This window comes from Dyadobacter sp. NIV53 (assembly GCF_019711195.1).
In the GTDB taxonomy this organism is placed as follows: domain Bacteria; phylum Bacteroidota; class Bacteroidia; order Cytophagales; family Spirosomataceae; genus Dyadobacter.
In genome coordinates this window covers 5,289,556-5,302,345 of the sequence record NZ_CP081299.1, presented here as the reverse complement: position 1 = coordinate 5,302,345, position 12,790 = coordinate 5,289,556, and the positions used below count along the sequence as shown (strand labels likewise).

Sequence of the window (12,790 nt, the reverse complement as noted above, 5' to 3'; positions counted from 1 at the left end):
TACGTAATGGTATAATTTAAACGTGTTTTTGAACAATAGACATAATTCCATCTTTCCATGTCAAAGAATGTCTAAATTTACCTAAACAGGCATAGTAAAAACCTGCTGCTGGCTTAATAATTGAAAGCTTATTTAAGCTGAAAATACATGATTGTAGCTTCCCGCTATGACCAGGTTACGAATGGGTAGTTGTCCAATTTCGTATAAGCGAACGTTTTAAATCTTTAATATGGATAACGCTTTACTATCGGACCGGATTGATTACGTCGGGAAATTAATTGAGATAATCCGTAACCGTTGGAAAAACAAATCTGCTAAAAATAACTCCTTTTCAGAAGTTCTAGGCAGTATACTACTTGATCGTCGTGAGAAAGACCTCATTTCCGAACAAATACTTTCTATTCTCTTTTCTACCAAATTTGTTTCCCTGCTTACTGAATCTGAAATTGGTTCCAACAAAGGTTTTTTTTCTGATGCTTCCGCCAGGCTGAGTTTTAAATTTTTACCGCCGGTCAATGAAGCTGATGAGCTACGTACGCAGTTTGACAATCTTTTTAATCATAAGAAAGATTATCAATGGGTTAAGGCAATTCCTGACGAAAACTGGATTGATTTCTTTGAAGGAATTTTTATTGATACTAATCCGTCAGTCGTTAAGTACATTGAAAAGGAAGTCTTAAATGCCATTCTTATACTTGCGCAAAGAGCCGCAACGCTGGGAATTGAGCCCGAAGTTGTTTCCAAAATCCCTCGTGTCGACGATCTTGATTCACCATTTCTGGGTCTGAACCGGGAGGTGATCTTTTACGTAGAAAAAGCATTAAATTCTAATGATTTTGCGTCGTCAGGCAATAATGATTACAAGCATATTCTTGTAATGATCAGCCAGTGTAACAGCCAGATCAGTTACATTTATAAACATAAAGATGTTTTCGGCATCAGTTTACAATTAACTTCTCTGGTACGGCAACCGGAACAACACCTCAAACGCCTTGCACAGTTACTGGAATTACTGCAAACCAACGATCAATACAGAAAGTGGCTGATCATCACGCAGTTATTAAAGGAATTTGTTTATGCTGAGAATACAAAATACAGTTTGCGTAAACATTTTTCAACCAATCTGGAATTACTGACCTTCAAAGTCATTGAGAATACTTCCAAAACCGGTGAACATTACATTGCATCGGACAAAATCGCTTATTGGAAATTGTTTGGAAAGGCACTTGGCGGAGGTGCGATTGTAGCATTTTTGTGCGGCGATAAAACCAGGTTATATTTTCAGCATTTGCCTATTTTCTGGGAAGCATTCTTTTATAGTATTAATTATTCCATTGGTTTCATGCTGATCCATCTTTTAGGATTTACACTGGCAACCAAGCAACCGGCCATGACGGCTTCCACCATTGCAGCAAATTTGAGCAATAACGGAGAAAACCCAAACTGGCTTCACAAAACAACACAATTACTAATCAGGCTGATCCGGAGCCAGTTTATATCGCTTGTTGGAAATGCACTTATAGCTTTTCCAGTTGCTTACGGGCTTGACAAATTGTATTTTTCGGCTCTTGGTCATCATATCGCTGATCCTGCAAAAGCTTTCAGGCTGATCGGAGAATTGAATGCATGGGAAAGTCTGGCACTTCCACATGCTGCATTGGCCGGCGTTTACTTAATGCTATCCGGCTTGATATCAGGATATTATGAAAATAAATGGATTTACAACAAATATTCAATCCGCCTGATGAGCCATCGCCGGCTAATCCGTTTATTTGGTCAGGAAAGACTGAATCGTATTGCTGGCTATTTTGAAAGAAATTTTGGTGCACTGGCTGGAAATTTCTTTCTTGGTGTTTTTCTCGGATCCACCAGTGCAATTGGATTTACGCTTGGATTGCCATTGGATATCCGCCATATTACTTTTGCATCAGGAAACTTTGGAATAGCTGTTTCCAGTCTGGAAAACCAGATTTCGGCTGATCTCTGGATTAATTCGATCATTGGCATAACCTGTATTGGAATCATGAACGTTCTGGTTAGTTTTGGGCTTTCCATTGCGTTCGCACTAAAATCACGTAATGCAAAATTTAGTGAAGTAAAGAGTTTGTTTGGAAATTTGGCCTGGCAATTTTTCCATCACGGACTGGCATTCTTTTTTCCTGTTAAAAATAAGGAGATGAACAGTGAAGAATTGCAGGAAACACACGTTAGCAGACAGATATAGCTTGTAAACAGGCAATTCGTTGCTAATTTTACTTATTAGAAAAAATTACTTTTATCGCGAATTTCACTCATTACACAACCGGATACATTGTCCGTATTGAATTACCAATATGATCAGAATATTAATTTCCAGTATTTTCCTGATGCTATCAACGAGCATGATGGCACAGTCGAATTTGCAAAAGGTTTTCAACCAGAAAATGGATGTGGCTGACAGCAGGGAAATGGGAACCAAAATGCTTCGTATGAGCGAATCCTTTTTAGGAATGCCTTACGTAGGCGGTACGCTGGAAGGAAATCCAACGGAAAGGCTTGTATGCAAATTTGACGGGCTTGACTGCACCACACTCGTTGAAAGTTCGATAGCACTGGCAGTTGCCAAAACCGAAAATCCGACTTTTGAGGGTTATAAAAATGAGCTTACCAAACTACGCTACCGTGACGGGATTATTGACGGATATCCATCCCGCCTTCATTACATTCTGGACTGGCTCTATGAAAATGAAAAACGCGGACGTCTAGAAGATATAACTGAAAAAGTAGGCGGTGTTCCGTATAAAAAGGAAATCAATTTTATGACTAACCATGCCAATTTGTATCCTGCACTTGCAGAAACTTCTGCATGGGAAAAAGTCAAAGAGCAGGAAAACCTGATCAACAGCCGTGAACATTCTTATATCCCGAAAGCTGAAATTCAGAAAGCAGAACCTATGCTGCATGATGGTGATATTGTAGCATTCACTTCCGCCGTAGAAGGTTTGGACGTTAACCACATGGGCGTGATTACGCGCGTTGGCAGCAGGGCATATCTTATTCACGCTTCTCTGGCAGGTAAAAAAGTAATTATATCAAATGTTCCTCTTGCAGAATACGTTGCTTCCGTACCCAAACATACAGGTATGATCGTAGCACGCCTTACTGACAACAATCAATGAATTATTTTTTCGAGCTGCTGAATTATAAGAACACACCCTGGCTTATACTTTTCCTGGCTGGCGTGATTGGTTTTATAATCAGCATTGTTGTGATCAAGCTTATAAAACTGACCGCTTCAAAAAAAGACTGGGTAGTTGTAAGAGCTGTAAGCCAGAACCTGACCAATGTGCTTTGCTTTTTTGTGCCACTGGTTCTCATTACAACCGTTACCAAAACTTATTCCCTCTCCCATCCTGATTATGAATGGACACATGCAATCAGCAAAACAATGCTAATTGCGGTCACTACCTGGCTCATGACCAGGATTGTCATAATCATTGAAAAGATACTGATTGAACAACTTGATTTTGAAACGGAAGACAATAATTACGCGCGGCGTATGTTTACCAAAATCAAGTTTATCAAGCGCATTATTATCATTCTGATCATCCTGATTGGCGTTTCTATCCTGCTTCTTAGTTTTGACAGTGTGCGCCAGTATGGAATTGGTATTCTTACTTCGGCTGGTATTTTCAGTGTAATTATTGGTTTTGCCGCGCAAAAATCACTTGGAAATCTTTTGGCAGGAATACAAATCGCATTTACACAGCCCATTAAAATTGATGATGTGGTAATTGTAGAAGGTGAATGGGGCCGGATTGAAGAAATTAATCTTACTTATGTAGTTGTCAATATCTGGGATTTGCGCAGGTTGGTCCTACCCATTACCTATTTTATCGAAAAGCCTTTCCAGAACTGGACCAGAAATGAAAGTAATCTGATAGGCACTGCTTTTTTTAATTTGAACTACAATACACCAGTTGATAAGTTAAGGACAAAACTGGAAGAAATCCTGCTAAGTACACCGCTCTGGGATGGACGCTCTTTTGCTTTGCAGGTAACAGATACGAACGCGCAATGGATGGTGGTAAGAGCTATTATGTCGGCCAGAAGTTCTTCCCAGGCTTTTGATCTCAGATGTTATGTGCGTGAAAAAATGATTGAATATATTATACAGGAATTCCCGGATGCTCTGCCAAGTTTCAGGGTGGAGGAGAAGGGGTAAAGTATCACGCAGAGTTAAAGAGAGTTTTACGCAGAGAACTGGGAGTTTTTAATGGCTATTCTGCGAAACTCTGCGCAAAACTCCATTAATTCTGCGTGAACCCGTTGTAACAAAAAAATGGCCTCCAAAATCTCGGAGGCCATTTTTCCTTACTACTCATCTAACTAAATCTAATTTAACTCAGTATTGTTTCCCTCTTCTGATTTTTTCTGGCAGCAAGCGGGTGGTCGGATAGTGTTATATGATGTTCAAAACCTATCAGTTCCATGTGCCCTCCCGATTGCTCGTAATCATTTTTGAAGCGGGTAACATTTTCCATTACGGTATGATCGACATAAGGTGAATCTGAAAAATCGACATGTACGTTTTTACCTTTTGGTATCGATTCCAATTTACCTTTAAGACTCAAATAATTTGTAAATACAGCTGCTCTTGGTACGTCCACGAAATACACTTCATTATTGACACGTATCTCAACTTTTGGCGAAAATATGTGGGAAAGCTTTACACCGTAATACAACTGGATAATTATTTTGGTAATAATTCCAGCTGCAATACCTATCAGCAAATCAGTACTCAATGTGACTGCAATAGTTACTAAAAATATAACAAGCTGCTCTTTACCAATGTAATAAACGTGTTTAAATTCCATTGGAGAAGCCAGGCGAAAACCTACAAATATTAACATCGCCGCCAAAGCTGCAACAGGAATCATTTTAACAAGCGGGGAAAGTGCAACCACAAATATTAAAAGAAATATTCCATGAAATAGATTAGCCCAGCGTGTTTTACCACCATTATTAATATTAGCAGAACTTCTCGCTACTTCTGAAATCATTGGAAAACCGCCAATAAAACCTGCCACTATATTACCTATACCAACTGCTACTACGTCCCTGCTTAAATCAGCCCTGCGTTTGAATGGATCCAAAAGATCGATCGCTTTAACAGTTAGCAACGATTCAAGACTTCCAACCAGCGCAAACATTGCAACGAACTTTATGAAAACGGGAAGCAAATCTCCTTTCATTCCACCAAAATCTACATTGTATGCAAGTGTAAAATCACCCGGATTGATCAGTGGTTTGAAATCCCGGTAAGCAGGTTCAAATAAATGAAAGAACTGACCAAGTAAAACCGAAACAACTAAAACAACCAATGCAGGCGGCAATTTTTTAAAGAATGAAAAAGACAGATATTTCCATCCAAACATGATCATCAGACTAACCAGGCCGATGATCGCAATATGGTATTCCATTTGTAACAGACTGTGCGGAACCATTTTAATCAATTCAAGCGGTTCTTTACCTTTTAATTCAGAAGGCGCAATACCAACTGCAAGATGAAGCTGCTTTGACATGATAATGATCCCTATTGCAGCCAGCATACCGTATACGGCTGACAATGGAAAGAAATCCGCAAATCTCGGGAGTTTAAAAACGCCCATTAATACTTGTATAATACCCGCAACAACAATAGCTCCTAAGGCAAGATGCCATCCAGCAACCGGGTTTCCTTTTCCAAGTTCGTCAACTGCTCCTGCAACAATTACAATAAGACCAGCCGCAGGACCTTTTATAGTTAATTCTGAATTTGTAAAAAACGAAACAACAATGCCTCCAACAATAGCACTCACCACTCCCATAATCGGAGGAAAGTTACTTGCACCAGCAATACCTAAACTTAATGGCAAAGCAATGAGCGAGACCAAAAAACCAGATAACAGATCAGCCTTCCAGTTTTCCTTTAACCCAACTACACCAGTTGCAGGCTTTCTCAGTGCTGACTTCATCATTTTTTAGATCAGATTAGAATCAGACATATCAACTTCTAAAAAACTAGACATAAAAAACAGGTACTTAAGTCTGGCACAGCAATGCTTGGTAGCATGTATAAATCCGATCATTGAATCTATGCTACAAATTACTTTGGAATGTGTTAAAGTCACATTAACACCGAATTAAAAGAAAATTAAAAAGGCGGGAATTTTAAAGTGAAAGTTGTGCCAGCTCCTACTTTGGACTCTACATTAATACTGGCACCCTGCATAGTTATTATTCTTTTGGTCAGAGCCAGCCCAATGCCGTAACCTGCCTTGTTCATTGTGGTTGCACTGCGATAAAATGTATCGAATACATACGGAAGTTCTTCGGCAGCTATTCCTGTTCCGAAGTCTTTGAAGTTTATGGTAATTAAATCTTTGCGGGTTTCAAGATATACATGAACTGTCTTGTTTTCGGAATATTTACAGGCATTATCCATTAAGTTGAGGAATGCGGTTTTAAGCAGACTTTCATCACCATACCTTTTCAGTTCTTCCTCATTATCCGGAATCCGGTCATAGTGTATATGTACTTCGTAACCGGGATTTTTTTGCTGAACAGATGCTTTTGCCTGCCAGAGTACTTCATCAATCCTGATTTTAGAAAAGGTAACCCGAAATGCGTGCTCCTCAGTACGAGCCAATTCCAGTAGCCTGCTTACCAGCTCATTCATTTCCTTTGCTTCTGACAAAATACCTGTTAACGCATCCTGGTAATTCGCCGCCGTTCTTTCTTTCATTAATGTTACTTCCACTTCACTCATAATTAGTGCAAGCGGAGTCCTTAATTCGTGAGAGGCATGAGATACAAAATTCTTTTGAGCCACGAATGCAATTTCCAGCCTGTTGAGCATCAGATTGAATGTTTGAGCCAGTGATGCCAGTTCATCCTTTTCCCGGCCTACCGTTACTTTTTCATGTAAATTTCCCGCCGAAATATTATTAACCTGGTCAATTATGTCAGAAACCGGTTTAATGGCATCATTGGCAAACTGCCAGCCTGCTACTCCTACCAAAACCAATGACAAAAGCCATCCTATTACCAGGATTTCTCTCAGGCGCTTCAACTGGTTCATTCCATGAATATCGCTTGCTACGACAGCAACAACCCAGGGTTTTCTATGGTCCTGCAGGATATGCCTGATAATAATTACTTCTTTCTTTTTGTATTTTGTATGGATTTCATGGCCGTTTCTCGCTTCCCGTAGTGAGGAAGGAGAAAGGAAAAATTTTTCTTTTCCACTTGTAAAAATCAGTGAATCCTCTCCGTTGTAGATCGTGATCTCTTCATCAAGCAAAACGGTATTATTTTCCTTTTCAATTTTAACAATATCGTCCTTGCTGATCCCATTGCTTGCTTCTACCAGCTGTGCAATAGTCTGTCCTCTTTCATTTAAAAAAGAATAAAATTGCTTTTCACGGTATTGGTCGTAAAAAAAATAGGTGGACAAACAGAACAATGCCATGATAGAACCTACCAGCATGGTGAAGAGCAGTGTAAGACGGGATTTTATATTCATTCTTCTTTGAAAATATATCCCATACCTACCACAGTATGAATCAGCTTGGTAGCATAATCCTTATCCACTTTTTTCCTTAAAAAATTGATATAGACATCAATTACATTAGTTCCTGTATCGAACCTGATATCCCAAACCTGCTCAGCAATGTCTACACGTGAGACCACCCTGCCGCGGTTTCGCATCAGGTATTCCAATAAAGCAAATTCTTTGGCCGTCAGATCAATGCGGTTACCTGCGCGGCGTGCTACTTTTTCATCCAGGTTAAGTTCAAGATCCGCCAGGCTCAGTATCTGGCTGGATTGCTCCCTGTTGCTGTTTCTTTGTGAAAGCACTTTTATTCTAGCAATAAGCTCCCTGAATTCAAATGGTTTTACCAGATAATCGTCCCCTCCTGCATCAAAGCCATCCAGTTTATCATCAATGGTACCCAATGCCGTTAAAAATAAAATAGGCGTAGCAAGCCCATCACCCCTGAGTTGTTTGGCAAGATCATAACCATTAATTATAGGCAGGTTGACATCTAAAACGATGACATCAAAACGATAATTAGAAGCCATTTTTTCCCAACCTGACCATCATAAGCCAATTCCACTTCCCAGGATTGCTCTTCTAAACCTCGTTTTAAAAATCCGGCTAGCTTTGGTTCGTCTTCTACAACAAGTATTTTCATAAGAGATGGTGCGATAAAGTGTCAAATGTTGCACAGATTTAAGACAATTCATAAAAAAAGCTACCCGATATACCGAATAGCCAATTCATTCCTGTTTTGAACACAATTTAAGGTTGACTGACAAGAATGCAAACCTTAAATTTTATCAAAAATAATCAGTGTCTTTATCAAACTCAGAGCGATCATCGTATGCGCCGAAATCATCATCTTCAAGCTGCAATCCTTTGACCGCTTTTTTTATTAATCCAATCTGGCCGGTGTGGTACACATCATGCTGAATCACACCATGGATCATGGTATAATAAGAGTAATCCCTTCCAGGAACAAATTCTTCCAGAAATGCATCACTTTCAATTTTTTCAAGTTCAGAAATTAATTCTTCCTGCGAAAGGCTTAACTCCATCTGGATCGCTTCCCATTCAAATTCATCAACGATGGGGAATTTTTTCCAGTCCTTATCTTTTGTTTTGATATCGAACTCTGCGTCACCCTGAATTTTCCGGACTGCAAATATGCGCCAGGTAGTCATGTGGTAAGCAATTTCAGCAATGGAATTCGTATTTGAGCTGATCCTTGCTTCTGCCATTTTAGGTGTTACATCCCGGAGTGCCTCTACCACCGATGGGCCATACCAAGCCTCTTCGCTTTCATATGTATCGTTTAATACATCTATAATCCTTAAAATTTCGTCTTTTGATTCCATAAGATTTGTTCCGTTTGGAGCATCTGAATTATATTCTTCAATGAAAATTTTCTGCCCGATTTTTGATTAATGCTAATTTTTACAATAGTAATATGTCTTTTACAAATTGCCTTAATTAAGGTGCGATTTTTTTCTGATCCAACTATAAATTAAATTACTGTTCCAACCAATTTAGTTTATGAATAGTCAGTATATGTATCAGAAATGATAAAAATAAAAAGAACGCAGAAATACGAGGAAATAAAATCTTCAAAATTAAATTTCGTTTAGTAAACATATTAAATACAAAACAAAAAAAATGTTAAAGCTAACTTCATTAATTATTCTTATTACCACCTTCGGTTTATTCTCCTGTTCCAATGATCCGATCAACGATTTGTCGACAGAAGAATCGCTCGTTTATATCACAAACCGGGATACAGACGCCGATTACAAAGAGTACAAAACGTTCAGCATTGTGGATTCGGTGTTAGTTGTGGAAAATAACCAGAGTGGTACAGCACTGACAGAAATAGACAAAGATCTGCTGGTGCGGATTATAACCAATATGAAAAACCTTGGTTATACATATGTCGCTCCAAGTGCAAAACCAGATGTGGGAATTAATGCTGCCTGGGTTACCAATACGCAGCTAAACGTGGTGTCGCAGCCTTATTACGGAAGTTACTGGGGCGGAGGATATGGGTATGGCTATCCAAGTTATTACCAATATTATGAAACCAGCGAAAGTTACTGGCTGATTTCAATGGTTGATTTTAAAAATCCTAATATAGCAGACAAAACATTCAACGTAATCTGGGATGCGCAAATCCGCGGATCAGGCATTGGTAGCAGGCAGTATATTGACCAGATGGTAGATTCAATTTTTGCCCAGTCCAAGTATCTTAAAAATAATTAAAAATGAAAAAAATAATTTTAGCTGCGTTTCTTATTTCAGCACTTTCATCGGTGCATGCACAGGAAACAGCACCCCGGTTATATACCTTGCCTTCCCCGTTTGAACGTTATACGCATTATCTTGCAACAGTACGGTATACAGGTGCAATTCCGTTAGGCTCATTTTCTGATTCCTATATAGATAAAGCCTCTTTCAAAAACTATTCAATTTCTTTGGAATGGGTCCTTCGCAACTCTCCATTATCGGTAGGTGGTGAATTAGGTTCATCTTATTTTCAGAAAAGGATTCCCAGAGCTATATATGAAAGCGGAGACGAGACCGTTTCTGCCGTTCAGACAAGGACACTGACACAATATCCATTACAGTTTTTTGTTAATTATCATTTTCTGCCTAAAAGTTCATCTATACAACCTTATGTACAGTTGAGTGGCGGAATCAGTTTTCTTGATTATACATTGTATTATGGCAGCCTGGCTCAGCAGAAACAAAAAACAGCACCTACTTATGGGGTTGGTGTGGGATCAAAATTCATGTTTAAAAAAGACGGATCATTTGGTGCCGATGTACGCGTAAAATACCAGGGTACTTCGTTCAAATATGATTACGTTGACAAAGGGGTTCCAACATTAAATGCATCAGTAGGTTTTTTTACCGCTGGTGGTAATTAGCTGTAAGAGTCTGATTTTATAAAATTGGCATGGAAGTGAATGAGTCAAAGTATCTTTGATGATTCATTTCCATGCCAATTCTCAATTTATTAAGTCTTGAATAAAAATAAAATTTTGTCAAAAACAGTCTTTTTATGGATCAGCGGTACCCTGCTTTTTTTGGCCGGAACCGGAATTTGGGTTTGGAACAGATTTGGCCCTTCCCGGGATAAAATATATTCGGAAAAGGTACAGAATGTGCTTATTGCAAAAACGCTGGACTCTTCTTCAAAAGCTTGTGATCTTACTGTGCGCCGTTACAAACAGATCGGAAAAGAAATGCAGTTTGAACTCGCAGCCAATGCCTCAGGGCTCGCACCTTATGATGTTGAAATATCACAGAATGGTTTTGTACAACAATTCGGCCACGTGCAGCACCGCCACGGCACCTGGCTTACTTTGACAAAAGTGACGTTGAAACAAGGTCCTGCAACCATAAAAGTAACCAGCCTGGGACAAGCCGGATGTGGCACCACAGCGTCTTTTTATTACGATGCAACACGCAGTAATGAAATTCTGGCAGAAGAAAAATGGGTAAGGAAAGGAAGTAAAGATATCTGGCTGGATATAAGGCCGGTTCAGAAAGATGGCCGCATTTACCTGAAAGATTTTGCCAATTATGATGACGGAAGAACCCGTGTAATTATGATCGACGGAATTGCGGTGAACAATATGAATCAGGGAATTGAAGTAAAACCAGGTTATTTGTATTCTGTTACCGCCCGCTGGATTGATGCACCTTATAATGATTGGTGGAATAAATTAAGAAACAGGACTGTTCGTCAGCAAAATATATGGATTGACGGGCATAGCTCAGTTTCAGAGAATTCGCAGCTAACCCAAATTGCAACTCCTGAATGGTTTTCACCTTCCAGAACCATTAACGCCGATTTTGACACAAAATTTCCTGAGTTTGAGCCAATAGCAGGTAAAATGGTGATGCAGTACCGTTTGAACGCTTACGTATCTCCTGAAAATTATTTCAAACGAGGAATTAACTATTTATATGGCTGGGAAAAAGATTTGCCCGTTCAAAAACTGCACTGGACCGCAACACCTAACAATTTTGGCGACAAAGATGAAAAGTGGTTTGGAAGCCTCAGCAAACAAGAAGTAGAATCTATTGCGCATATACCCGATTTTGCTGTTTATGCATTTGATTTTGAGTTCTGGAACCAGCATTACACACCGGAAGTTAAGCAACGGTTAATCTGGTTTACGGAGCCGATACGGAAAGCACATCCGAATCTTCGTCTGATGGATTATTGGGGAGGGGGAGCTTATACCAATCCACACATCAGTAACACCGCAAGTAAAGATCCATTAGAGTATGTAAAGGACTACGAAAACCCAAAATCCAATAACAGCAATTTTGATCCGCTGCCCAATGGTGAAAGTTTTCAAAACCTCTTTAATGTTACACCTATTGATGTATATCCCAAAGCCATGTTTGCCATGGATGCCCAAGGAAATACGGTAAATAATTATGTCCTGCTTTCGGCTATTCATTCTATGCGGATTAATAAATTGATTCCTTATCAGAAAAACAACAAATTCATTTTTTATGGCTGGAACAAATATCAGCCACTTTATGGTGACCCGGTTGTGCCCTGGAATTTTCAGACAACAAATCCAAAAGGTGAATTAATACTCAATCAATTAGAAATAATGCCGGCCAGTCAGGCATTAAGTTTATCGTTATTTTCCTTAATTCTTTTCGACGGTTATTATTTATGGAGTGATAGCGGCCCCGCCGGAAATGATCCAAATGGGTACAACATTCCTGACGAAGCAAGCGGCTGGTATAAGGAATGGCATCCTGCTGATGGCAAAACAGATATATCAGCAATAAAGAGAGCTCCCGGCGCACCAGCAACACCAACTTACTGGGATTATCCGACCGAATATTATGTATTAGGAAACTGGATGGCAAAACAGGTGGAAGATATTCTTATTGGTGGCATAAATCAGGATTTGCCGTTCGAACTGAACGGAAAATGGATTGAACCAAAAAAGGAACAGGCCATATTAGCAATTGACAGGAAAGAACCGTTTGTGACAGCGATTGTGAAAGGGAATCAGATTGCTGTTCTTGCTGTGGACAGCTTTCAGGCACCAAATGCATCGAAAAAGGTAAATGTAAAACTTCCTGATGGTAATGTAGCAACTATAGAATTGTATGGAAACTGGCCGGTGTTATACCGTGGCAAATTGAAGAAGTAAATTAATATTTTGAGAATTTCCAGGATTTGATTTTATACTG

Annotated in this window: 9 protein-coding genes and 1 pseudogene; 6 read left to right on the top strand and 4 right to left on the bottom strand. The window is 39.3% G+C overall.

What is annotated here, in order from left to right:
- Positions 1–229 precede the first annotated feature (229 nt).
- The 3 genes from KZC02_RS21965 to KZC02_RS21955 all read left to right on the top strand — a co-directional run bounded on the left by KZC02_RS21965 (position 230) and on the right by KZC02_RS21955 (position 4,204).
- Entirely contained in the window at positions 230–2,224 is a 1,995-nt protein-coding gene (locus KZC02_RS21965) for a site-specific recombinase (RefSeq protein ID WP_221390653.1), read from the top strand.
- Between the two features lie 109 nt (positions 2,225–2,333).
- Positions 2,334–3,158 carry an N-acetylmuramoyl-L-alanine amidase-like domain-containing protein gene (locus tag KZC02_RS21960; RefSeq protein ID WP_221390652.1) on the top strand — a complete coding sequence of 275 codons (825 nt, stop codon included), beginning with the start codon at positions 2,334–2,336 and terminating at the stop codon, positions 3,156–3,158.
- Entirely contained in the window at positions 3,155–4,204 is a 1,050-nt protein-coding gene (locus tag KZC02_RS21955; RefSeq protein ID WP_221390651.1) for a mechanosensitive ion channel family protein, read from the top strand. Before KZC02_RS21960 ends, KZC02_RS21955 begins: the two co-directional genes overlap by 4 nt.
- 175 nt (positions 4,205–4,379) lie before the next feature.
- Here the strand turns inward: KZC02_RS21955 and KZC02_RS21950 are convergent, their stop codons facing one another.
- From KZC02_RS21950 to KZC02_RS21935, 4 genes and pseudogenes are all read right to left on the bottom strand, one after another.
- Positions 4,380–5,999, bottom strand: a complete 1,620-nt coding sequence (locus KZC02_RS21950) for a SulP family inorganic anion transporter (RefSeq protein ID WP_310590341.1) — start codon at positions 5,997–5,999, stop codon at positions 4,380–4,382.
- Between the two features lie 176 nt (positions 6,000–6,175).
- The gene (locus KZC02_RS21945) at positions 6,176–7,546 is read right to left on the bottom strand and encodes a HAMP domain-containing sensor histidine kinase (protein ID WP_221390650.1); all 1,371 of its coding nucleotides are present in this window, start codon (positions 7,544–7,546) and stop codon (positions 6,176–6,178) included.
- Positions 7,543–8,219 (bottom strand): annotated as a pseudogene (locus tag KZC02_RS21940) (response regulator). The gene KZC02_RS21945 and the pseudogene KZC02_RS21940 overlap by 4 nt, the downstream one beginning before the upstream one ends.
- 145 nt (positions 8,220–8,364) lie before the next feature.
- Positions 8,365–8,922: a DinB family protein gene (locus tag KZC02_RS21935; RefSeq protein WP_221390649.1), complete on the bottom strand. Its 558-nt coding sequence runs from the start codon at positions 8,920–8,922 to the stop codon at positions 8,365–8,367.
- Between the two features lie 298 nt (positions 8,923–9,220).
- Here KZC02_RS21935 and KZC02_RS21930 point away from each other — a divergent pair, with 298 nt between their 5' ends.
- From KZC02_RS21930 to KZC02_RS21920, 3 genes are all read left to right on the top strand, one after another.
- Complete coding sequence (locus KZC02_RS21930) at positions 9,221–9,820, top strand: DUF4136 domain-containing protein (protein ID WP_221390648.1); 600 nt, start codon at positions 9,221–9,223, stop codon at positions 9,818–9,820.
- A 2-nt stretch (positions 9,821–9,822) separates the two neighbouring features.
- On the top strand, positions 9,823–10,488 hold the full coding sequence (locus KZC02_RS21925) for a hypothetical protein (RefSeq protein ID WP_229253724.1): 666 nt from the start codon (positions 9,823–9,825) through the stop codon (positions 10,486–10,488).
- Between the two features lie 114 nt (positions 10,489–10,602).
- Complete coding sequence (locus tag KZC02_RS21920) at positions 10,603–12,750, top strand: hypothetical protein (protein ID WP_221390647.1); 2,148 nt, start codon at positions 10,603–10,605, stop codon at positions 12,748–12,750.
- Positions 12,751–12,790 lie beyond the last annotated feature (40 nt).

Bases quoted from the DNA above. Each gene is read 5' to 3' on its own strand.
- KZC02_RS21945 (WP_221390650.1), bottom strand. From the start codon at position 7,546: ATGAATATAAAATCCCGTCTTACACTGCTCTTCACCATGCTGGTAGGT.
- KZC02_RS21965 (WP_221390653.1), top strand. From the start codon at position 230: ATGGATAACGCTTTACTATCGGACCGGATTGATTACGTCGGGAAATTA.
- KZC02_RS21930 (WP_221390648.1), top strand. From the start codon at position 9,221: ATGTTAAAGCTAACTTCATTAATTATTCTTATTACCACCTTCGGTTTA.
- KZC02_RS21960 (WP_221390652.1), top strand. From the start codon at position 2,334: ATGATCAGAATATTAATTTCCAGTATTTTCCTGATGCTATCAACGAGC.
- KZC02_RS21925 (WP_229253724.1), top strand. From the start codon at position 9,823: ATGAAAAAAATAATTTTAGCTGCGTTTCTTATTTCAGCACTTTCATCG.
- KZC02_RS21950 (WP_310590341.1), bottom strand. From the start codon at position 5,999: ATGATGAAGTCAGCACTGAGAAAGCCTGCAACTGGTGTAGTTGGGTTA.
- KZC02_RS21935 (WP_221390649.1), bottom strand. From the start codon at position 8,922: ATGGAATCAAAAGACGAAATTTTAAGGATTATAGATGTATTAAACGAT.
- KZC02_RS21955 (WP_221390651.1), top strand. From the start codon at position 3,155: ATGAATTATTTTTTCGAGCTGCTGAATTATAAGAACACACCCTGGCTT.